General features: G+C 64.8%; 20 protein-coding genes. 7 read left to right on the forward strand and 13 right to left on the reverse strand.

All coding sequences use genetic code 11. The annotated features are described in order from the left end of the window. Positions 1-17: 17 nt before the first annotated feature. The gene (locus ACTHN9_RS10000) at positions 18-932 is read left to right on the forward strand and encodes a transcriptional regulator GcvA (protein WP_440536601.1); all 915 of its coding nucleotides are present in this window, start codon (positions 18-20) and stop codon (positions 930-932) included. Here the strand turns inward: ACTHN9_RS10000 and ACTHN9_RS10005 are convergent. Next, the gene (locus ACTHN9_RS10005; RefSeq protein ID WP_440536602.1) at positions 913-1,611 is read right to left on the reverse strand and encodes an NrtR DNA-binding winged helix domain-containing protein; all 699 of its coding nucleotides are present in this window, start codon (positions 1,609-1,611) and stop codon (positions 913-915) included. The genes ACTHN9_RS10000 and ACTHN9_RS10005 overlap by 20 nt on opposite strands. A 121-nt stretch (positions 1,612-1,732) precedes the next feature. On the opposite strand from ACTHN9_RS10005, the gene prs reads away from it, so the two are divergent. Next, positions 1,733-2,590 carry a ribose-phosphate diphosphokinase gene (gene prs, locus ACTHN9_RS10010; RefSeq protein ID WP_440536603.1) on the forward strand — a complete coding sequence of 286 codons (858 nt, stop codon included), beginning with the start codon at positions 1,733-1,735 and terminating at the stop codon, positions 2,588-2,590. A gap of 79 nt (positions 2,591-2,669) precedes the next feature. After that, entirely contained in the window at positions 2,670-4,430 is a 1,761-nt protein-coding gene (locus ACTHN9_RS10015; protein ID WP_440536604.1) for a nicotinate phosphoribosyltransferase, read from the forward strand. A 62-nt stretch (positions 4,431-4,492) separates the two neighbouring features. Here the strand turns inward: ACTHN9_RS10015 and kynA are convergent, their stop codons facing one another. Genes kynA through kynB form a run of 3 tightly spaced genes read right to left on the reverse strand, consistent with a single transcriptional unit; the run spans position 4,493 to position 7,406 of the window. Then, positions 4,493-5,461, reverse strand: coding sequence for a tryptophan 2,3-dioxygenase (gene kynA, locus ACTHN9_RS10020; RefSeq protein ID WP_440536605.1), 969 nt, complete (start codon positions 5,459-5,461; stop codon positions 4,493-4,495). 10 nt (positions 5,462-5,471) lie between these two features. Continuing rightward, positions 5,472-6,722 (reverse strand): kynureninase, encoded by a 1,251-nt coding sequence (gene kynU / locus ACTHN9_RS10025; protein WP_440536606.1) that lies wholly within the window; start codon positions 6,720-6,722, stop codon positions 5,472-5,474. Between the two features lie 36 nt (positions 6,723-6,758). Continuing rightward, a complete protein-coding gene (gene kynB / locus ACTHN9_RS10030) occupies positions 6,759-7,406 on the reverse strand; it encodes an arylformamidase (protein WP_440536607.1) in 648 nt (215 codons plus the stop codon). Positions 7,407-7,535: 129 nt separating this feature from the next. Here kynB and ACTHN9_RS10035 point away from each other — a divergent pair, with 129 nt between their 5' ends. Continuing rightward, complete coding sequence (locus tag ACTHN9_RS10035) at positions 7,536-8,033, forward strand: Lrp/AsnC family transcriptional regulator (RefSeq protein WP_440536608.1); 498 nt, start codon at positions 7,536-7,538, stop codon at positions 8,031-8,033. Positions 8,034-8,140: 107 nt separating this feature from the next. Here the strand turns inward: ACTHN9_RS10035 and ACTHN9_RS10040 are convergent, their stop codons facing one another. Both ACTHN9_RS10040 and ACTHN9_RS10045 read right to left on the reverse strand, forming a co-directional pair. Continuing rightward, positions 8,141-8,893: a hypothetical protein gene (locus ACTHN9_RS10040; RefSeq protein ID WP_440536609.1), complete on the reverse strand. Its 753-nt coding sequence runs from the start codon at positions 8,891-8,893 to the stop codon at positions 8,141-8,143. A gap of 185 nt (positions 8,894-9,078) precedes the next feature. After that, complete coding sequence (locus ACTHN9_RS10045; RefSeq protein WP_440536610.1) at positions 9,079-9,588, reverse strand: flavin reductase family protein; 510 nt, start codon at positions 9,586-9,588, stop codon at positions 9,079-9,081. A gap of 309 nt (positions 9,589-9,897) precedes the next feature. Here ACTHN9_RS10045 and msrA point away from each other — a divergent pair, with 309 nt between their 5' ends. After that, a complete protein-coding gene (msrA, locus tag ACTHN9_RS10050) occupies positions 9,898-10,464 on the forward strand; it encodes a peptide-methionine (S)-S-oxide reductase MsrA (protein WP_440536611.1) in 567 nt (188 codons plus the stop codon). On the opposite strand, the gene ACTHN9_RS10055 is transcribed toward msrA, so the two are convergent. The 3 genes from ACTHN9_RS10055 to pdxH all read right to left on the reverse strand — a co-directional run bounded on the left by ACTHN9_RS10055 (position 10,461) and on the right by pdxH (position 13,692). Continuing rightward, positions 10,461-11,639, reverse strand: a complete 1,179-nt coding sequence (locus ACTHN9_RS10055; RefSeq protein WP_440536612.1) for a DUF72 domain-containing protein — start codon at positions 11,637-11,639, stop codon at positions 10,461-10,463. The two genes, msrA and ACTHN9_RS10055, sit on opposite strands and share 4 nt — an antisense overlap. 44 nt (positions 11,640-11,683) lie before the next feature. After that, the gene (locus ACTHN9_RS10060) at positions 11,684-12,898 is read right to left on the reverse strand and encodes a class I SAM-dependent methyltransferase (protein ID WP_440536613.1); all 1,215 of its coding nucleotides are present in this window, start codon (positions 12,896-12,898) and stop codon (positions 11,684-11,686) included. A gap of 155 nt (positions 12,899-13,053) precedes the next feature. Then, positions 13,054-13,692, reverse strand: coding sequence for a pyridoxamine 5'-phosphate oxidase (gene pdxH / locus ACTHN9_RS10065; RefSeq protein ID WP_440536614.1), 639 nt, complete (start codon positions 13,690-13,692; stop codon positions 13,054-13,056). A gap of 210 nt (positions 13,693-13,902) precedes the next feature. On the opposite strand from pdxH, the gene ACTHN9_RS10070 reads away from it, so the two are divergent. Next, a complete protein-coding gene (locus ACTHN9_RS10070; RefSeq protein ID WP_440536654.1) occupies positions 13,903-14,757 on the forward strand; it encodes a tRNA threonylcarbamoyladenosine dehydratase in 855 nt (284 codons plus the stop codon). Between the two features lie 215 nt (positions 14,758-14,972). On the opposite strand, the gene trxA is transcribed toward ACTHN9_RS10070, so the two are convergent. The 4 genes from trxA to tsaE form a co-directional block, all read right to left on the reverse strand. Next, entirely contained in the window at positions 14,973-15,821 is an 849-nt protein-coding gene (trxA, locus tag ACTHN9_RS10075; protein WP_440536615.1) for a thioredoxin, read from the reverse strand. Positions 15,822-15,897: 76 nt separating this feature from the next. Further along, entirely contained in the window at positions 15,898-16,791 is an 894-nt protein-coding gene (locus ACTHN9_RS10080) for a pirin family protein (RefSeq protein WP_440536616.1), read from the reverse strand. Positions 16,792-16,934: 143 nt separating this feature from the next. Then, positions 16,935-18,551 (reverse strand): N-acetylmuramoyl-L-alanine amidase, encoded by a 1,617-nt coding sequence (locus tag ACTHN9_RS10085; protein ID WP_440536617.1) that lies wholly within the window; start codon positions 18,549-18,551, stop codon positions 16,935-16,937. Continuing rightward, complete coding sequence (gene tsaE / locus ACTHN9_RS10090) at positions 18,533-19,072, reverse strand: tRNA (adenosine(37)-N6)-threonylcarbamoyltransferase complex ATPase subunit type 1 TsaE (RefSeq protein WP_440536618.1); 540 nt, start codon at positions 19,070-19,072, stop codon at positions 18,533-18,535. The genes ACTHN9_RS10085 and tsaE overlap by 19 nt, the downstream gene beginning before the upstream one ends. 17 nt (positions 19,073-19,089) lie before the next feature. On the opposite strand from tsaE, the gene queG reads away from it, so the two are divergent. Continuing rightward, positions 19,090-20,367, forward strand: a complete 1,278-nt coding sequence (gene queG, locus ACTHN9_RS10095) for a tRNA epoxyqueuosine(34) reductase QueG (protein ID WP_440536619.1) — start codon at positions 19,090-19,092, stop codon at positions 20,365-20,367. The last annotated feature ends 32 nt before the right edge of the window (positions 20,368-20,399 follow it).

A 20,399-nucleotide genomic window follows, 5' to 3' on the forward strand; every position in this document is an offset into this window, starting at 1 on the left:
GTGAGATTATCGAGCGCATGCGCCGCCTCCCTCCCTTGGGCGCGTTGCGAGCTTTCGAAGCCGCCGCGCGCCATTTGAACTTCACCGTCGCTGCCGCCGAGCTGTATGTCACGCAGGCGGCGATCAGCCATCAAGTGCGCCAGCTCGAAGCGTGGCTGGGGCTCCAGCTATTCGAGCGGCGCGGCCACGCGCTCGCGATGACCGAGCCCGGACGCAGCTATCTCGCCGAGATTACCGTCGCGCTCGATCGGATCGCTTCGGCGACAGCACGCGTGCAGCAAGGTATCCAAGGGCCGCTGCGGATTACGGTGCTGCCGTCGTTTGCCGCGTGTTGGCTCGTCCCGCGGCTCGATGCGTTCCGTGCGCAGCATCCGGAAATCGAACTGAGGCTGACGACATCGACGCAGCTTTGGGACGGCGTAGACGATCGTTTCGATGTCGGCATTCGCTTGGGCCTCGGCCGGTGGCCTGGCCTGGTGGCCGACTTGATTGCGCGCGAATCCTTGAGCCCGGTATGCGCACCGGCGCTCGCTGCCGGCTCGCCGCCGCTGCGCGAACCGGCCGACCTACGGCACGCGCGTTTGCTGCACGACGTGCCGCGCGACGCGTGGCGGACCTGGTGCGAACGCGCGGGCCTGGTCGATATCGACGTCCAAGCGGGCTTGACATTCGACGATGCGAGCCTCGTTCTGCAAGCAGCGCGGCAAGGGCAGGGCGTTGCGCTCGGCCGATTGACGCTCGCCGAACGCGACTTGAACGAAGGGCGTTTGGTGAGGCCGTTCGACCTCGCCGTGCCGAACGATTACAGCTATTGGCTTGTCTACCCGCGCGCGAAAGCGCAGCGGGCAGACATCGCGGCGTTTCGCGCGTGGCTGCTCGCCGAAGCTGGGACGAGCGCCGAAATCGCCCACATCACCAGCTCGCCCGCTTGAACAGGCCGAGCCGATCGGCGCGAAATAGGCGCGCGGGCCGTTGGTTGCCCACTTGGTATTCATCGGTGGCGATCAGCACGCCGGCTTCGTCCACGGCCTCGCCCGCCTGCACGTCGCCCACTTTGATCCCAAGCCTCGAACGGAACGTCGCGCGGGTGACCGTTTCGCCGAACACGGCCTCGTAGGTGTGCTGCAATTGCGTGAGCGTGAACTGCTCGGGCAGCAGCCAGCACGGCAACGTCGAGTAGCTCGATTTGTTCCTGACGCGCTCGACGGCCGCCCGCACCTGTTCCGTATGGTCGAAAGCCAGCGCGGGAATCTCGTCCACCGAATAGAACTCGAACACGTCGGACGGCGCCGACGCCAGCTCCTCCAACGGCACGAGCGCGACGTAGCTGATCGCGACCGACCATCCGCGCGGGTCGCGCGTACGGCCCGCAAATGTCCGCAACTGCTCGAGATACCGCGGCGCAAGTCCGGTTTTCTCGTGCAGCGTGCGGCGCGCGGCGTCTTCGAGCGAATCGTCTTCCTCCGTATGGATGTATCCGCCCGGCAGCGCCAGTGCGCCCCGGAACGGCTCGCCCGCGCGCCGATGGAGCGCGACCATCAAGCCTTGCTGCGCCAGCGTCAATAGCACGACATCGACGCTTACGTCCGGCTTTTCGTATGCCGTGGTCATCGCCCGTTCTCCCTTGCGTCAAGCCAGGAAATATTTTAACAAACATAGTTGCAAATATCGACTATGTCGTTCTATACTTCGTCCCATGTTAGTTGAACTTTACAACTATGTGGAGAGGGCGATGATCGGCATCACCGCGGTAGTCGAAGCGAAAGGCGCTTTGAGTGGCGCTTTGGATGAGTCAGGGCAGGCGCGCCATCCTGTCGAACTGAAGGTGTTGAAGTTTCCGGGGGGCGAATGCCATGTGACGGTCGAAACGGGCGTCGCGGCGGATCGCTTGGAGCTGAAAGCGCATCTTCCGCATGCGGAGGCGGCCATGACGCTGCTCATGACGACCGACGCGCTGCGCCGCGCGTATCCGGGCACGCCGATCGATCTGCACTTGCCCTACGTGCCGTACGCTCGCCAAGACCGCGTCGCGAACCCGGGCGAATCGTTGAGCGTGAAGGTGTTTTGCGATTTGATCAATGCGCAGCAGTATCGCCGGGTGCTGATTCAGGATCCGCACAGCGATGTCACCGCCGCGTTGCTCGATCGCGTCGTCATCGACGACCCGCTGCCTGCGCTGCGCCGCGCGCTCGAGCGCATCCGGGCTCGCTGCGCCAACGTCGCGCTCGTCGCGCCCGATGCCGGCGCCCGCAAGCGTGTCCTGAAGCTCGCCGCGCAACTCGAACTGCCCGTCGTGTTCGCCGACAAGATTCGCGACACCCGCACGGGGGCCATTACCGGCACCGACATCCAAGGCGAATTGCCCGATTGTGCGCTGCTGGTGGTCGACGATATCTGCGACGGCGGCCGCACCTTCACCGAACTCGCGCAAGCCGTGCACGACAAGCGCGGCGCCGCGGGACGGCACCCGCTGTACCTGTACGTCACGCACGGGATTTTCAGCAAGGGGCTCGATGCCTTGCTGAGCGGGTATGCTGCCGTCTTCACGCGCAACAATTGGACGAGCGATACGCGCGCCATCCAGGTTTGAGAGAACCACGGAACCGCTTGCCATCACGTCAATAAGCAATACGTCGATACATCGATACACCGCACCGAGGAGAAAGAACATGAACGGCATGATCCCCTTCAATCTCGCCGACTTTTATAAAACCGGCCACCCGTCGATGTACCCGGGGGCAACGACCAAGCTCGTCGCCAACTTCACGCCGCGTTCGGCGAAGTACGCACCGGTATTACCGCAATTCTTCGACAACAAGGTCGTCTGGTTCGGGCTGCAAGGGTTCATCAAGGAGTTCTTTCTCGGCGTGTTCCAACGCGAGTTCTTTCAAGCGCCCAAGGCCGAGGCCTTGCGCAAGTACAAGCGCCGCATGGATACGGCGTTGGGGCCGGACGCGGTCCCCGTCGATCGGCTCGCCGCGCTGCACGAGCTAGGTTATCTGCCGCTCGAGCTGCGTGCCCTGCCGGAAGGCGCTCGCGTGGACATCAAGGTCCCGCCGGTCGTCTTCGTCAATACGCATGCGGATTTCCCATGGGTGTCCACCTATTTCGAAACCTTGTTCAGCACCGAATTGTGGAAACCGTCGACGGTGGCGACCATCGCATTCGAATTCCGTAAGCTGCTGACTTACTTCGCCAAGCTGACCGGTGCGCCCGAAGCGTTCGTCGATTGGCAAGGGCACGACTTCTCGATGCGCGGCATGAGCGGCGTGCACGATGCGATGCGTTGCGGCACGGGCCACCTGCTGTCGTTCACCGGAACGGATACGATTCCCGCTCTGGACTACGCCGAGGATTACTACGGCGCCGACGCCGACAAGGAACTGGTGGGCGGTTCGATTCCCGCCTCCGAACACAGCGTGATGACGTTGCGCATTCTGTTCACGCTGAAGCGCCTGGCCACCGGCAAGGGCGACGCCGTCTTGACCGCTGCCGCGCTCAAGACGCTGTCCGAGCAGGAGGCCGCGGCACAAGTCGAACGGCTCACGCGGGAGCTGGCCGCGACCGGCTACGAGGAAAAGGGACTGCGGCGCTTGGCGGAGCGCGAAGTCATTCGCGAATTCGTCACGCAAGATTATCCGGCCGGGATGGTCTCGCTCGTCTCCGATTCGTTCGATTACTGGAATGTCATCACGGTCATCGCGAAGGATTTGAAGGAAGCCATTTTGGCGCGCAAGCCCAACGCGTTGGGACAAAGCCGTGTGGTGTTCCGCCCCGACTCGGGCGACCCGGTTCGGATCTTGGCCGGCTACGACGAGCAAGAACTGGCGCGCAACGCCGACGGTACGCTGCGTATGCAAGACGGCAAGTATGTGGTGGCGGCCACCCACGAGACGATCACCGAGGCCGAATACAAAGGCTCCGTGCAATGCTTGTGGGACATCTACGGCGGCACCTTGACGGATAAGGGCTACAAGATGCTCAACGACAAGGTCGGCCTGATCTACGGCGATTCGATTTCGTTGCCGCGCGCCTTCGAGATCATGCGCCGGCTGGCGGCGAAGGGCTTCGCATCGAGCAACGTCGTCTTCGGCATCGGCTCGTACACGTACAACATGCTTTCGCGCGATACCTTCGGCTGGGCGATGAAGGCCATCTATGCGGAAGTGGGCGACGAGCCCGTGGACATCTACAAGGATCCGGCCACGGACGACGGCACGAAGAAGTCGGCACGCGGCTTGTTGCGCGTGGAGCGGGAAGGCGGTGCCTACGTGCTGTACGAGCAACAAACGCTCGAGCAATTCGACGCGGGCGAACTGAAGCCCGTGTTTCGCGACGGCGAATTGTTGGTGACGACGACGCTGGCCGAGATTCGCGAGCGCCTGAAGGCTTCGTGGGTTTGCCCGGAGCCGGGCAGCTTGGCCATGTAACCGGGCCAGCCGAGCCCCGCCACTGCACACGAGGGTGGGGCTCGGCGGCAACGACACGCGCCCTACAGCACCGTGCGCACGTGCCAGAGTTCGGGAAACAGCACGACGTCGAGCATCTTTCGGAGATACGGCGCGCCGCTCGTGCCGCCCGTGCCTTGCTTGTAGCCGATGATCCGCTCCACCGTCGTGACGTGCCTAAAGCGCCATTGGCGGAACGCGTCTTCGAGATCGACGAGTTCTTCGGCCATTTCGTACAACTCCCAGTGCTCGGAGGGATGGCGATAAACCTCTAGCCAGGCCGCTTCGACGGAAGCATCGTAGGTCGTCGGCTGGGTCCAGTCACGCTCCAGCCGCTCCGGGGCGATCGCAAAGCCGCGGCGTGCGAGCAACCGAACCACTTCATCGTAGAACGACGGCGCTTCGAGTGTGGCCTTTACCTGTGCCAAGACATCGGGTCGGTGCGCGTGCGGCTTCAGCATCTGCGCGTTCTTGTTGCCGAGTACGAACTCGATCTGCCGATACTGATACGACTGAAAGCCCGACGACGAACCCAGATAAGGGCGCATCGCCGTGTATTCCGACGGCGTGAGCGTCGCCAGCACGCTCCACGCTTGCACGAGCTGTTCCATGATGCGCGAGACACGCGCCAGCATCTTGAACGCCGGGGGCAAGTCGTCGCCCCGCACGCGTTCGAGCGCCGCGCGCAGCTCGTAAAGCGCCAGCTTCATCCACAGCTCGCTCGTCTGATGCTGAACGATGAACAGCATCTCGTTGTGATCGGGCGAAAGCGGATGTTGCGCATGAAGGATCGAATCGAGCGAGAGGTAATCGCCATAGCTCATCGACTTCGAAAAATCGAGCTGCGCATCGTGCCAGCCGGCATCGTTTAGCGGAACGTGCGGCGCGCCCTTGGCGGCGCCATCGCCCGGCGCAGGTTCGGCGCCGTGTCCGAACGGGCAGCCCTGTGCGGCCGATGGTGTCGGCTCCGCGGGTTCCGGCATGTCGGGTAGGCGCATGTGTCCGGTAGTCATTTAGGACTCCTCAGGTAACGGAATGACGAGCGGCATGCTCGGGCGCGCGCCAGGCCTCGGTGTCGAGCACATCGCGCAGCGTCTCGACGGCATCCCAGACATCGACGAAGCGCGTATAGAGCGGCGTGAAGCCGAAGCGCAGCACGCGCGGTTCGCGGTAGTCGCCGATCACACCGCGCGCGATCAACGCTTGCATGACCTCGTAACCGTGCGGATGCTCGATGCTCACGTGCGAGCCGCGCTGCGTATGGGCGCGCGGCGTGACGAGCGTCAAAGGGTGGCCCGGGCAGCGGACTTGAACGAGATCGATGAAGGCGTCGGTCAACGCGAGCGACTTGCGTCGAATCGTCGACATATCGGTTTCGAGGAAGACATCGAGCCCCGCTTCGACGAGCGACATCGAAACGATCGGCTGCGTGCCGCACAAGAATCGGCCGATGCCAGCTCCCGGCGTGTAGACGGGATTCATCGCGAACGGGGCGGCATGTCCCCACCAGCCCGAGAGCGGCTGCGCGAGCGCATCCTGATGGCGCTTGGCGACCCACGCGAACGCCGGCGAACCGGGGCCGCCGTTCAGATACTTGTAGGTGCAGCCGACAGCGAAATCGGCATGCACGCCGTTCAAATCGACAGGCACCGCGCCGGCAGAGTGCGCGAGGTCCCACAGCGCCAGCGCGCCCGCGCGCTGGACGATCTGCGTGAGCGAGGCCATATCGTGCATGTAGCCGGTGCGATAGTTCACATGCGTAATCATCGCGAGCGCCGTATCGTCGCCGATCGCGTCGGGCAGGTCGGCGGGGTCGTCGACGAGGCGCAGCGAATAGCCGCGATCCAACTGTTCGATGAGCCCTTGCGCGATATACAGGTCGGTCGGGAAATTAGCGCGCTCGGACACGATCACGCGCCGGTTCGGATCGCGATCGTGCGCCATCTTGAGCGCTGCCGACAGCAGCTTGAACAGATTCACGGAGATCGTATCGGTCACGACGATCTCGTCCGTCGCCGCGCCGACGAGCGGCGCGAGTTTGTCGCCGAGGCGGCGCGGCAGGGCGAACCAGCCGGCGGCGTTCCAGCTGCGGATGAGCCCTTCGGACCACTCGTGGGCGATGACGGCTTGCGCGCGGGCGCTGGCGGCGACGGGCGGCACGCCGAGCGAGTTGCCGTCGAGGTAGATGACGTCGGGCGCGAGCGCGAATCGTTGGCGCAGGTGGGCAAGGGGGTCGTCGCGGTCGAGCGCGATCGCATCGGCACGTGTTTTCATGAAAAGGACTCGAATCGGTCGGGACAATGGAAGCGGTTAGGCGGCGTTCGGGCCGGGCCGCGCGCGCAGCACCGCGCGCACGGGACTGGCATCGAGCGTCGTGAATTTCAGCGGCAGCGCGATCAACTCGTAATCGCCCGGCGCGACGGCATCGAGCACGAGCCCTTCGAGGATCGACATCCGATGCGCGCGAACGCGTCCATGGGAATCCATCGTTTTGGATTCCTGTGGGTCGAGCGAGGGCGTGTCGATGCCGATCAGGACGACGCCGCGCTCGGCCAGGAAGTCGATCGTCTGCGGGGCGACGGCGCAAAAGCGTTCGTCCCAGTGAGCGGTGGGTGCGCGCTCGTAGGTACGCAGCAGTACGCGCGGCGGCAGCGCATTGGCGAACGGCGCGATGTGCTCGGGCAGTACGAGCGGCGATGCGCCGATGCAATGCACGACGCGGCAGTGGCCGAGATAGGGCGCGAGCGGCACGTGTCCGATCGCGGCGCCGCCGGCGTCATAGTGCAGCGGCGCATCGGCGTGCGCGCCTGTGTGGGGGGAACACGTCAGACGGGCAACGTTGACGGGCGAGCCCGCTTCGATGCGCCAGACGCGTTCGATGCCGACGGGCGTATCGCCAGGCCAGACGGGCGTGGCGGTATCGATAGGCGGCGAAATGTCCCAGATCGTCTCCTGCATGTTTCCTCACTAGTCGGGAAGCTTGCGACGATGATAGGCAACTTCGCGCGCAAAGTGCTTGCAAAATAGTCGCCACCAAACGGTCGGACTAGAACATAATTCGAGATAAACCTAAAAAGGGGGCCAAAAATGAACGCGATCACACTCGACGCCACCGATTGCCGCATTCTGAGCGTTCTGCAAAACGAAGGCCGGATCAGCAACCTCGATTTGGCCGATCGTATCTCGCTGTCGCCGTCGGCGTGCCTGCGCCGGTTGCGGCTGCTCGAAGAGCAAGGGGTCATCGAACGCTATCGGGCTTGCTTGAACCGCGAGGCGCTGGGGTTCGAACTCGAAGCTTTCGTTCAGGTTTCGATGCGCAACGATCAGGAGAATTGGCACGAACGTTTCGCCGAGGCCGTGCGGGCCTGGCCGGAAGTGATCGGTGCCTTTGTCGTGACCGGGGAAAGTCATTACGTGCTGCGCGTGCTGGCGCACAACCTGAAGCACTACTCCGAATTCGTGCTCGGCAAGCTCTACAAGGCACCCGGCGTCATGGACATTCGCTCGAACATCGTCTTGCAGACGCTGAAGGAGGATTCGGGCGTGCCGGTCGCGCTGACGCCGACGGTTGCGGCGCCGCGCTAGACGCGTGCGGCGGGCGGGCCGAACCGACTGGGGGGCGGCGTACTCGCGCTCGAACGGATTTTGTCGCCCGAGCGCATCGGTTCGATGTGTCGGCTCGATCGGCACCGCTAGAGCGCGGTTTCCAGGTACGCGGGATAGCGCCGGGACGATCCTCCCGGCGGCTGCACCGTCCGGTTACCGCGAACGATCTTGACGCGTTGTTCGTCGGACAGTTTTTTGCGGCCGTTTGTGGCTTCCCGTAGCACGCGGTCGAAGAAGCCCACGGCCTCGTGCGCTAGCGTCTGCGGCGGCGGCCTGCGCTTATTGGCCATGGGGTGGTTGCATACCGGATGGCGCAGCCAATGCTGCGGCTCGAGCAAGATGGAGCTTTGGACGCAGCCGGCCGCGCTCAGCCAGCTTGGGTCGATCGCCACCGAGCTGGCCCGATCCTTGTATCCCAGGAGCCAGCCCACGCCGATTCCACGGGCGTTCAGGTGCACGAGGAGGTTGTCGAGATACCGGGCCTTGCCCACGAGGCAATTCCGAAAGGTCAGAAGCCCAACGTTTTTCAGCCCCCATCCGGCCAGATGCGCAGCGAATTGCGATGCGTCGAGCCCGTACTGCTCGTTACTCACCTGATCGGGGTGCCCGTGGCTAACGACGATGATTTTGGATTCGAGGCTACTGAAAGCAAGCGAATCGGATTGGAGTCTGGTGAATCCGACCGGTACCGTCCCCGCCATGGGATGCCTTCCCGAAAAGGGGTGGGAAAAACATCGCCTGATTGGAATGGCGTAACGCTCCCGCCATGCGTAAGCGCATTCCTGAATGACCCGGTCGTTCGGTTGGAGAAGCAGGATGGCCGCGTCTTTCCATTTCATCTGGTGCCTCCGTTGCACAGTTGAGAGGAGGTGCCAAACTAAGACTCGTTCCTGTGCGCCGGGAGCGACGCTGGCCAATCTAGGACGGAATTACCCTCTGAGCGCCCCGTTCTCTGATATTTCTGACAGATCGGCGTACCGGCAGGCCGCGCCGCCGCGGTGCATGGCGGCGCCTTTGCTGCGCTCTAAAGCGGCTTCACGCCATGGAACGCGCCGCCATGAAAAATGAGCGGCGCGATGTCCTCCGCGTCCGGGTGCACGCCGCAGCGCTCCACCTCGCCCACGAAGATCACATGATCGCCCTCTTCGTAGCGGCTACGGTTGTGGCATTCGAACCACGCGAGCGCCCCGTCCAGCACAGGCATGCCGGTATCGCCGGCCGCGTGCGACACACCCGCGAAGCGATCGCCCTTCACGGTCGCGAAGCGCTGGCACAAATCGAGTTGCGAAGCGGCCAAGACGTTCACGACGTAATGGCTGTTCGTCTGGAACACCGGCATCGAGGCCGATTTTGTCGCGAGGCTCCACAGCACGAGCGGCGGATCGAGCGACACCGAGTTGAACGAGCTGGCCGTGATGCCGATCAACTGCCCGGATGGGGCACGCGTCGTGATGACCGTCACACCTGTCGCGAATTGACCCAATGCCTGCCGGAACGCGACCACATCGAAATTCGGGGGGCTTGCGCGCTTCATCGTACGGTGGCCTCGGCGTGTTGCGCGGCGGCCGCGTGCGGCGCACGCGAGAGGGCAGTCGAAAAGAAAAAGTCCAAGGCTGAAAACGTCGTGGCGTAAGGTGGCGAAGTAGCGGTGATTTTAATGGAAGAGCCGCCGTTCGACTTCGCTGCGTGAAATGTCCGTCTCGATGTCCGCCTCGAAGGCCGGCGCCGCCTATGCCCGGGCTCCCATCTTGTCGCAAAAGGCACTAAGCTTGTTCTCTCTGAGCGCAATGCGCATAGGTTGGGCGCACTGCCGATAACCGCACGAATGAGGAGCGCGAAAGCCATGAGTCAGACGACCAGTCAGACGACCGAAACGGCCACGCTGGGCGGCGGGTGTTTCTGGTGTCTCGAAGCGGTCTACCTCGACGTCGAAGGGGTAAAGAGCGTCGAATCGGGCTACGCCGGCGGCACGCTCGAGCGGCCGACCTACGAGCAAGTTTGCGACGGCGGCACCGGTCACGCCGAAGTGGTCAAGGTGGAGTTCGACCCGACCCGAATCAGCTACCACGAGATCTTGAAGATCTTTTTCTCGATTCACGATCCGACCCAATCGAATCGGCAAGGCAACGACGTCGGCGAGCAGTACCGCTCCGTGATCTTCACGGATAGCGACCGTCAGCGCGAGATTGCGCTCGAATCGATCCACGAACTCGAGCGCGATGGCGTCTTCGATGCGCCGATCGTCACGCAAGTCGAACCGCTCGACGGCAATTACTGGCCGGCCGAGGCTTATCATCAGCGGTATTTCGCCCAGCATCCCGAACAGGGATATTGCGCGTTCGTCGTCGCACCGAAAGTCGCGAAGTTCCGCGCCAAGTTCGCGAGCTGGATGCGGCCGGGGGCGGCCTAGTCGCCCAGGCGCGGCGCCTCGTCCCGCAGCCGGGCGCAGGCCGCCGCGATTTCGCGGGCAAGCCCGAGACACGTCAGCGGGGCCGACCCTTCGGCCTTGTTGTTGGTCACGATCAGCACCGGTTGTCCCGCGATGGCATAGCGCGCGGCGAGTTCGGCGAGCGCCGCGCGCGTGGCCGGATCTTCGTCGACGAGCCGATCGAACGGCTCGTATTTCGCTTTCGCCTGTTCATACTTGAATCCGCCGTGCAGGCTCCAACGCACGATGAGCGGCCCGCGGGGCGTATCGCCGTCGAGCAAGGCGAGCGCCGCCGCTTGGCGCAACGGATCGGGCATCCGCGCGTGAAGTCCCACGCAGTAGCGCACGCCCCGCTCGCGCAGCATGCGGATCAGCCGCGGCGTCAGCAGGCAGGCGTCGCGAATTTCGAGCGCGTAGCAGGTGGGCGCGACGGCGGCATCGTCCCCGGCCGGCGGACGCGCCGGGAGCGCCGGGAGCGCGTCGAAGAAGGCGCCGAGGCGTTCGACGAACGCGATCGGCTCGGCAAGCATCCGCTCCGGCAGCGGCGGCAACTGAAAAACGAGGGAGCCGGCCTTCGCGCCGAGGCCCTCCAGGCACGGCATCACGAATTCGGCCGTGGCCAGCTTGGGATCGAGAAAGCACGGGTTTTCGCCGATCGGCTCGCCGCGTTCGGCGCGCAGCGACGCGTCCGTTACCGAAGCCGGCGCTTTGACGATGAAGCGGAAATCGTCGGGCACTTGCTGGGCGTAGCGCAGATAGTCCGCGACCGAAAGCGGGGCGTAAAACGAACGGTCGATGCTGACCGTGCGCAGCAGCGGATGGGCGCCGTAGGCGGCCAGCCCGTCGCGGGCGAGTTTTGCGTCGCTGTAACCCTCGCCGTAGACGATGCCTTCCCACCCGGGAAACGACCAAGACGAAGTGCCGAGCCGCACGTGCGCGGGCAGTGCCTGCGCGCACTCGAGGACATCGGGCGAAGGCGTCGCCGGCAGCACGGCCTGCGCACGGCGGCCGCGCTTAGGCGGTGCCGCGGCGGCGACCGCGCCGGCCGTTCCTGCGACAGCGCTGGGAGGTGCCTGCAGCGTGGACGCCGGCTGTGCCGAGCCGGTGTCCTCACCGCCGAATAGATCGAATTGCGGGTCGTCTTGACTTGCTGCCATCGAATGCCGGGCTCCGCGAAGGAGCCCCGAGTGGGCGCTACGCGCTAAAGCGGCCGATCGTACATGTAGCGGCGCGACCAAGGCAATGTCTGAGCGCTGCGGCCCGCCCTGCGGCACACGATTTGGAACAGCGAGACGTCGTCGTTTTCGAAGGCGTAGGCGCAACCGGCCAGATAAACGCGCCAGATCCGAAATTTCTCGTCATCGACGAGCGTCTTGAGCTTTTCGCTGTGCGCTTCGAAGTTCTCGGTCCAGATTCCGAGCGTGTGCGCGTAATGCCGCCGCAAGCTTTCGATGTCGACCGGCTCGAGCCCGCCGCGCTGCATCGCCTCGAGCGCGAGACTGATGTGCGGCAGCTCGCCGTCGGGGAAGACATAGCGATCGATGAACTCGCCGCCGCCGAGCGCGGTCTCGCCGCTGTCGTAATCGGTCGAGGTAATGCCGTGGTTCATCGCGATGCCGTCTTCCGTCAGCAACTCGCGAATCTTGGCGAAGTACGTGGGTAAATTCTTGCGCCCCACGTGTTCGAACATGCCGACGCTCGTGATGCGATCGAATTGACCGTCGAGATCGCGATAGTCTTGCAGGCGAATCTCGATCTTGTCGGCGAGCCCCGCCGCCTTGATGCGTTCGGTCGCGAGGTCGTACTGGTTTTGCGAGAGCGTGACGCCCACGCACTGCGCACCGAATTGGCTGGCCGCGCGCAAGACGAGGGCGCCCCATCCGCAGCCGATATCGAGCAGGCGCTGACCGGGCTGCAACTGAATTTTTCTCAGAATGTGGTCGATCTTCTTGCGCTGCGCCGTGCCGAGGTCTTCATCGCCGTTTTCGAAGTAGGCGCACGAATACACCATGCTATCGTCCAGCCACAGTTGGTAGAACTCATTCGAAACGTCGTAGTGATACTGAATGGCTTTTTTATCCGACGTTTTCGTGTGGTTGAAGTAGCGCCGCACGCGGGCCAGCTTGCTCGCGCTCGTCACCGTGCTCTTGGCGAGCGAGTAGCCGATCGTGATGATGTCGGACAGCTTGCCTTCGATGTCAATCTTGCCCTCGACATAGGCTTCGCCGAGATTGTCGAGGCTGGGCTCGAGCAGCAACGGCAGCGCGGAAGCCGAATTGACCTTGAGCGTGACTTGCGGTGCCGCGAAGCTGCCGAAGTCGAGTTGTTGCCCATTCCATAAGACGAGACGCGCCGGCAAGTTCGTCTTGTTTCGCACGTCGTCCACCCACTGCGCTAGCTTTTTCTCCCAGAACATGCGTTTTCTCCGTGTACGTTGAAAATGCAAAGCAGAGCAAAGCAGCCGCCCGCAGCTCGCGCGCGAGGCGCGGACGGCGTGTTCTTGCACAGACGAGCGAGCCGCCTACCCCCGGTACGGGCGAGAGGGGCGGGCGCGGGCGCGTCGGTTCGCCGTTACGGCGATAGTCGCGAGATGCGCCAGCTTTCGGCGCTCAGGCGCGTGTAAAGAATTCGGTCGTGCAGGCGCGACGGGCGCCCTTGCCAAAATTCGATCGTCTCCGGCACGAGGCGGTAGCCGCCCCAATGCGGGGGCCGCGGCGGGGTTTCGCCGAAACGTTCGGCGAACGATTTTTCTCGGGCCTCGAGCAGTGCGCGGCTTTCGATTTGCCGGCTTTGATCCGACGCCCAAGCGCCGATGCGCGAGCCCAGCGGACGCGAGTGAAAATAGGCGTCGCTTTCTTCCGCGCTCGTTTTCACCACCGTGCCTTCCACACGCACCTGACGTTCGAGTTCGATCCAGTAAAAGAGCAGGCTCGCGTGCGGATTGGCCGCCAAATCGAGCCCCTTGCGGCTCTCGTAATTCGTGAAAAAGACGAAGCCGCGGGCGTCGACGCCCTTGATGAGCACGATTCGCGCCGAGGGATAACCGCGCGCGTCGACAGTGGCGAGGGTCATCGTGTTCGGCTCGGGCAACCGCGCGTCGAGCGCTTGCTTGAACCAAGCGTCGAATTGGCGGATCGGATCGGCGTCGACACTCGTTTCGTCGAGTGAGCCGCGCGCGTAGTCTTTACGGAGATCGGCGAGGGTAGTCATGTTGTTATGCGACCGCTACACAGTCGGGGTCAGTATAGCCAACCTGCGGAAAATCTGCCTCGGGTTGGACGGATTACGGCGAAACCTGAAATGTTGGCAAGCGAACGCGCGATGCGCCAGTGCCCGAGCGTCGCAGCTCGGATGGGGGCGATGAGGCACAATACGGCCTTGCTCGTACCATGTGCAGATGTCATGTCCAGCCCTCACGCCATGTTGGCCCAATCCGATCCTCTTCTCGCGCCGAGCGGCGCCGACGACGCCGAGCACGCGGACCGCGCGCGCCGCTTCGGCGGCATTGCACGGCTGTATGGCCCCGACGCACTGGCTGCCTTCGAACGCGCCCACGTGGCCGTCATCGGTATCGGCGGCGTGGGCTCGTGGGCGGCCGAGGCGCTAGCGCGTAGCGCGGTCGGGACGCTGACGCTGATCGATCTCGACAACGTCGCCGAAAGCAACACGAATCGGCAGGTCCACGCGCTCGACGGCAATTTCGGCAAGCCCAAAGTCGACGCCATGGCCGAGCGTATCGCGTTGATCGACCGCGCGTGCGTGGTGCGCCGCGTGGAGGATTTCGTCGATCCGGAGAATTTCGATGCGTTGCTAGGCGGCGGCTTCGATTTTGTCATCGACGCCATCGACAGCGTCCGCACGAAAACGGCGCTGATCGCCTGGTGCGTCGAGCGGGGCCAGCCGCTCATCACAGTGGGCGGCGCGGGCGGACAACTCGATCCGACCCGGATCCGTATCGACGATCTGGCGCTGACCATCCAAGACCCGTTGCTCTCGAAGGTGCGCGCGCAATTGCGCAAGCAACACGGCTTCCCGCGCGGGCCCAAAGCGAAATTCAAGGTGAGCGCCGTGTATTCCGACGAACCGCTGATCTATCCGGAGGCGGCCGTCTGCGATATGGACGACGTTGCCGAACACTTGAATACATCTCCGGGACACGCGGGGCCGGTCGGCCTCAATTGCGCCGGCTTCGGTTCGAGCGTCTGCGTGACGGCCAGCTTCGGCTTTGCCGCCGCGGCCCACGTGCTGCGAGCTTTGGCCAAAACGGCGCGTTGAACGGCTGAGCGGCTGAACGGCTGAACGGCTGAACGGCTGAACGGCTGAACGGCTGAACGGCTGAACGGCTGAGCGGCTGAGCGGCTGAGCGGCTGAACGGCTGAGCGGCTGAGCGGCTGAGCGGCTGAACGGCTGAACGGCAACCGTGCCGCCACGACAAGCAGCCGGTGCCGAGCGTCCGGGGCGGCGCTCGGCGTTTGCTCAGGCGCGTAGCGTCAGTTCAATGCGGCGCTGAGCCGGCGCCGCCATGCCGAGACCAGTTCGGGGCGATGCGCCGCCAAATCGAAGACCGACAGCATCGTCTTGCGGCCCACATCGTCGCGGAACGATCGATCGCGCTTGACGATTTCCAGCAGATGTTCGAGCGCCGGTTCGTAGGCGCGTCGCGCGATCAGCGCGTTGGCCAAGTCGAAACGCGCCTCTAGATTGCCGGCATCGGCCGCGACCGCGGCCTCCAGCGCGTCGGTAGGCGGCAGCTCGGCCGCCGCGTCGAGGGCGTCGAGCCGCGTCTTCAGCGTGTTGTAACGCGCGTCGATGCCTTGCGTGATTTTCGGCGAAAGCAGCTCGGCCTCGCGGCGTGCGTCGTCGGTCCGCTCTTCGTCGAGCAGCAGCTCGATCAGATCGAGACGCGCCTCGTCGAAACCCGGATCGAGCGCGAGCGCCGTTTGCAGGTGCTCGAGGGCGACGCCGCGCTGGCCCGCCTCGAGCGCAAGCAGCGCGGTGCGATGTTCGGCCTGCGCGGGATCCGGCACGAGCCGTTCGATGAACGCGCGCAGTTGGCTCTCCGGCAATACGCCGGTGAATTGGTCGACCGGGCGCCCGCCCGAGAACGCCACGACGTGCGGAATGCTGCGCACCTGGAAATGGGCGGCGAGTTCCTGGTTTTCGTCGACGTTGACTTTCACGAGCCGCCAGCGGCCGGCGTACTCGTGTTCGAGCTTTTCGAGCAGCGGGCCGAGCGAGGTGCACGGGCCGCACCAAGGCGCCCAGAAATCGACCAGGACGGGGGCGAGCGCCGAAGCGTCGATGACGTCTTTCTCGAACGTAGCCAAACTGGTGTTCATCGGTCCTTCCTTTGAGTCTGGTAGCAGCGCTAGGCTTTAAACCTAGGCTCTAGACATGGGGCCCGCCGCGCGTTTTTCAATCCTTGCGCGCGTGCGCCGGGCGCTCGGGCAGCGCAATCCACTCGGTCTCGCCGGGCACCTGGCCCATCGTTTGGGCGGACCAGGCCGCCTTGGCGTCGGCGATTCTTTCGCGCGAACTCGCTACGAAATTCCATTCGATGAAACGCTCGCCTTCGAGTTTCGCGCCGCCGAGCAGCATCGCCAACGCTCCCGCGCGGCTCGAGAGCGTCGCCGTCTCGCCCGGTACGAGAACAGCCATGTGGTGAGCCTCGAGCGGCTCGCCGTCGATCGCCAGATCGCCGTCGACGAGATAAACGCCGCGTTCTTCGTGTTCCGGCGTCAGCGCCAGCGCACCGTCGGGGGCGAAGTTCGCCGCCACGTACAGTGTGGGCGAGTAGGTGCGCGTCGGCGCTTGGGCACCGAAGGCGCTGCCGGCGATGACGGTCAGCGTCACGCCGTTGCGTTCGATTTGCGGCAGCGTCGCGGCGGCGCGATGTTCGAACGCGGGCTCGTCGTTTTCGTGGGCGAGCGGCAGCGCCACCCACGTTTGAATGCCGTGCAAGACTTGGCCCCGGCGCCGCTCCTCGTCCGGCGTGCGCTCCGAGTGAACGATGCCGCGGCCGGCCGTCATCCAGTTGACGTCGCCCGGGGTGATTCTCTGCACCGAGCCGATGCTGTCGCGGTGAAGCATGGCGCCTTCGAACAGATACGTCACCGTGGCCAGACCGATATGGGGGTGCGGGCGCACATCGACACCGGTGCCCGGTGCATAGCGGGCGGGCCCCATGTGATCGAAGAAAATGAACGGGCCGACGAGACGCGCCGCGAGCGCGGGCAACACGCGGCGCACCGAGAGGCTGCCGATGTCGCGCAGCGTCGGTTTGAGGATGGCTTTGACGGATGTCGGCACAGCGCACTCCCTACGGGGCTTCGGTTGGGCGGACCATTGTACTTCGCCTCGCCAATCCGGTTCCGTAGGCGGCACGGGGCGCACCGCTGCTTTGCACCGAGCGCGCCGCTGCTGTCGCACCGAGCGCGCGCCCCGGCCGAAGTTCAAGCCATGCGGTTCTTCGCCAGCGGCGGATTCGCCGCGAAGTAGCGTTTGATCCCTTTAAGGATCGCGCTCGCCATTTCGCTGCGATACCCGTCGTCGTTCAGACGCTTTTCCTCATCGGGATTGCTGATGAATGCCGTTTCGACGAGGATCGAAGGAATATCGGGCGCCTTGAGCACCGCAAAGCCGGCTTGCTCGACCGAACCCTTATGCAGCTTGTTGATCTCGCCGACTTCCTTGAGCACGAACGAGCCGTAGCGTAGAGAGTCGCGAATCTGCGCGGTGGTGGACATATCGAACAGCGCGCGGTTCACCGACGCGTCCTGCGTCTTGACGTTGATGCCGCCGATCAGATCCGACGAGTTTTCCTTATTCGCCATCCACCGTGCCGCGGCGCTCGTCGCGCCGTGCTCGGACAGCGCGAACACCGACGAGCCGCGCGCCTCGGGCGTCGTGAACGCATCCGCGTGGATCGAGACGAACAGATCGGCGCCGACGCGCCGCGCCTTTTGCACGCGGACGTTGAGCGGGACGAAGAAGTCGGCGTCGCGCGTCATCATCGAGCGCATGTTCGGTTGCGCGTCGATCAGCGCGCGCAGCTTCTTCGCGATATCGAGCGCAACGTGCTTCTCGTAGGTGCCGGCGCTGCCGATCGCCCCGGGATCCTCGCCGCCGTGGCCGGGGTCGATCGCGACCGTGAGCAGGCGTACGGTCTTGCCGGATTTGGGCGCCGTGAAGGCGTAGGCATCGCCATCGCCGAGCCCATCCTCGGCTGCGGGGCCGTTCTTATCCGGCCCGCCCGGACGCTGGGCGAGCGTGGGGGGCGCAGCCGGGGATTTCGGCGCTTTGTGCGTCGTCCCGGGGCTCGCGTTCGCATTCGGGCCGGCGCTCGGCGAAGCCGGGACGCCCGGGCCCGGCGTACTGGGTATCCCGTTTTGCGCGTAGCGCTCGAAGAACGCGTCGCTGTTGTCGGGCGGCGAGGGGGGCGTGGCGGGCGCCGCGTTCGGCCCCGCGAGCGGCGCGGGCGCGTTCTCGAGCGCGTCCGTTCCGCGGGTGCTGTCGTCCAGGCGTTTTTCCTTGCGCTGCGTTTCGGCCAGCAGCTCCATCAGCGGATCGGGCGCGACCGTCGGGTAGAGATCGAGCACGAGCCGGTAGCGATAGCTTCCCACCGGCGGCAACGAAAATACTTGAGGTTTGACCGATCCTTTCAGATCGAATACGAGGCGCACGACATGCGGCTGAAATTGCCCGACGCGCACCGTTTTGATCTGCGGATCGTTCGGTGCGATCTTGGAGACCAGATCGCGCAACGCCTGATCGAGATCGAGGCCGTTCAGATCGACGACCAGGCGATCGGGCCCTTGCAGAAGCTGCTGTGTCGTTTCGAGCGGCTGATCGGATTCGATCGTGACGCGCGTATAGTCGCGCGCCGGCCACACGCGCACCCCCAGCACCGAACTGGCCAGTGCCGTGCCCGGCAAGCCGAAGGCCGCCGCCAACCCGACGACGAGCGTCGATGCGCCCGCGCGCAGCACTTGGCGGCGGCGCCAGTTATGCGTCGCGGTCGCGGCGGATTCGATCGACTTGAACGGTTTGATCAACATCTTTCGAGACATGCTTTTCCTGATTCGCTGTATGCGCGGGCATCGAGCAGGCGCCGGTGTTCGTCGATCGGCTCGAGGGCGAACACGAGATCGGGCGTGCCGAGCAGCGCACCGGCTTTCTGCGGCCATTCGACGAGGCAGATCGCCCCGGCGTCGAAATATTCGCGAAAGCCGGCGTCAAGCCACTCCGCCGGATCGGCGAAGCGGTAAAGATCGAAGTGATAGAGCGCGAGTTCCCCCCGCTCGCGCGCGAGCGCGTAGGGTTCGACGAGCGTGTAGGTGGGGCTGCGGACGCGCCCCGAGTGGCCGAGCCCGGCGAGGGTCGCGCGCACGAGTGTGGTCTTGCCTGCGCCCAGATCGCCCAGCAGTTGCACATGCAGGCCGCTAAAGCCCGGCGTGACGCGGATTTCGTCGATGGCGCGGGCGAAACGCACGCCGAACGCGTCGGTGGCCGCGAGATCGTCGAGCGTGAAGCGGCGCTCGAGCAGCGCTTTCGCGGGCGGAAAAAACGACGAAGCGGGCGCGGCGGGCATTCTCGTAAAATAGCGGGATGAAACGAAGTTCGGATAAGGCCACTCTTAGCGCGCGCGCACTCGGCGAGACCGATACGCGCGGCGGCGCCGATGAACCGGCCGAGCCCCTCGACGATGGCGCGCTCGCCACACTCGCGCAGCACATCAAAACGTGGGGGCGCGAGCTGGGCTTTGCCGCCGTGGGCATCAGCGATACCGATTTGTCCGAGGCCGAAGCGGCGCTTGCCGCTTGGCTCGAGGCGGGCTGCCACGGCGAAATGGATTATATGGCCAAACATGGCGCCAAACGTGCGCGGCCGGCCGAGCTTGTGGCCGGCACGCGACGCGTGATCACGGCGCGCATGCCTTATTTGCCCGCCGCGACGCTTGGCGGGGGGCGACCTGAAAGCCCGTCGTCAGCCACAGCGGAGGATGCGCACGACGCGTGGCGCTCGCGCGAATGGGCGCGCCTGGCCGATCCGGCGGCCGCGGTCGTCTCGATCTATGCGCGTGGACGCGACTATCACAAGGTCATGCGCGCGCGGTTGCAGCAGCTCGCCGAGCGCATCGAACGCGAGATCGGCGCGTTCGGCTATCGCGTCTTCACCGATTCGGCGCCCGTACTCGAAGTCGCGCTCGCGCAAAAGGCCGGCGTAGGCTGGCGCGGCAAGCACACGCTGCTGCTCGAGCGCGACGCGGGTTCGCTATTTTTTCTCGGCGAGATCTACGTCGATCTGCCCCTTCCCACGGACGCTCAAACGGCGCCCGAGCGGGCCACGCGCGAGGCCGGTGCGCATTGCGGACAATGCACGCGCTGCATCGATGTCTGCCCGACCGGTGCGATCGTCGGCCCCTATCGCGTCGATGCGCGCCGCTGCATTTCGTATCTGACGATCGAGCTTGCGGGCAGCATCCCCGAGCCGCTGCGGCCGCTGATCGGCAATCGGATCTACGGCTGCGACGATTGCCAGCTCGTATGTCCGTGGAACAAGTTCGCGCAGGCGGCGAGCGTCGACGATTTCGATGTGCGGCACGGATTGGATCGCGCGAGCCTCGTCGAATTATTCGCCTGGAGTGCCGAGATGTTCGATACGCGGATGCAGGGCAGCGCGATCCGCCGGATCGGCTACGAGCGATGGCTGCGCAATCTGGCTGTCGCGATGGGCAACGCCTTGCGCGCCGGGCGCGCTCAGGACGCGGCCGCGCCGCTTGCGGATGCGATGCGTGCGCGTATCGTCGAGGCGCTGCGTGCGCGCGCCGACGATCCTTCGCCGCTCGTGCGCGAACACGTGCATTGGGCGCTGCAAGCGGCGTAAGCTATCGAGCCAAGCATCGCCACCACCATCTA

The sequence above is a fragment of the Trinickia sp. genome (assembly GCF_051953405.1).
GTDB lineage: Bacteria > Pseudomonadota > Gammaproteobacteria > Burkholderiales > Burkholderiaceae > Trinickia.

Bases quoted from the DNA above. Each gene is read 5' to 3' on its own strand.
- ACTHN9_RS10000 (WP_440536601.1), top strand. From the start codon at position 18: ATGCGCCGCCTCCCTCCCTTGGGCGCGTTGCGAGCTTTCGAAGCCGCC.
- ACTHN9_RS10005 (WP_440536602.1), bottom strand. From the start codon at position 1,611: ATGACCACGGCATACGAAAAGCCGGACGTAAGCGTCGATGTCGTGCTA.
- prs (WP_440536603.1), top strand. From the start codon at position 1,733: ATGATCGGCATCACCGCGGTAGTCGAAGCGAAAGGCGCTTTGAGTGGC.
- ACTHN9_RS10015 (WP_440536604.1), top strand. From the start codon at position 2,670: ATGAACGGCATGATCCCCTTCAATCTCGCCGACTTTTATAAAACCGGC.
- kynA (WP_440536605.1), bottom strand. From the start codon at position 5,461: ATGACTACCGGACACATGCGCCTACCCGACATGCCGGAACCCGCGGAG.
- kynU (WP_440536606.1), bottom strand. From the start codon at position 6,722: ATGAAAACACGTGCCGATGCGATCGCGCTCGACCGCGACGACCCCCTT.
- kynB (WP_440536607.1), bottom strand. From the start codon at position 7,406: ATGCAGGAGACGATCTGGGACATTTCGCCGCCTATCGATACCGCCACG.
- ACTHN9_RS10035 (WP_440536608.1), top strand. From the start codon at position 7,536: ATGAACGCGATCACACTCGACGCCACCGATTGCCGCATTCTGAGCGTT.
- ACTHN9_RS10040 (WP_440536609.1), bottom strand. From the start codon at position 8,893: ATGAAATGGAAAGACGCGGCCATCCTGCTTCTCCAACCGAACGACCGG.
- ACTHN9_RS10045 (WP_440536610.1), bottom strand. From the start codon at position 9,588: ATGAAGCGCGCAAGCCCCCCGAATTTCGATGTGGTCGCGTTCCGGCAG.
- msrA (WP_440536611.1), top strand. From the start codon at position 9,898: ATGAGTCAGACGACCAGTCAGACGACCGAAACGGCCACGCTGGGCGGC.
- ACTHN9_RS10055 (WP_440536612.1), bottom strand. From the start codon at position 11,639: ATGGCAGCAAGTCAAGACGACCCGCAATTCGATCTATTCGGCGGTGAG.
- ACTHN9_RS10060 (WP_440536613.1), bottom strand. From the start codon at position 12,898: ATGTTCTGGGAGAAAAAGCTAGCGCAGTGGGTGGACGACGTGCGAAAC.
- pdxH (WP_440536614.1), bottom strand. From the start codon at position 13,692: ATGACTACCCTCGCCGATCTCCGTAAAGACTACGCGCGCGGCTCACTC.
- ACTHN9_RS10070 (WP_440536654.1), top strand. From the start codon at position 13,903: ATGTTGGCCCAATCCGATCCTCTTCTCGCGCCGAGCGGCGCCGACGAC.
- trxA (WP_440536615.1), bottom strand. From the start codon at position 15,821: ATGAACACCAGTTTGGCTACGTTCGAGAAAGACGTCATCGACGCTTCG.
- ACTHN9_RS10085 (WP_440536617.1), bottom strand. From the start codon at position 18,551: ATGTCTCGAAAGATGTTGATCAAACCGTTCAAGTCGATCGAATCCGCC.
- tsaE (WP_440536618.1), bottom strand. From the start codon at position 19,072: ATGCCCGCCGCGCCCGCTTCGTCGTTTTTTCCGCCCGCGAAAGCGCTG.
- queG (WP_440536619.1), top strand. From the start codon at position 19,090: ATGAAACGAAGTTCGGATAAGGCCACTCTTAGCGCGCGCGCACTCGGC.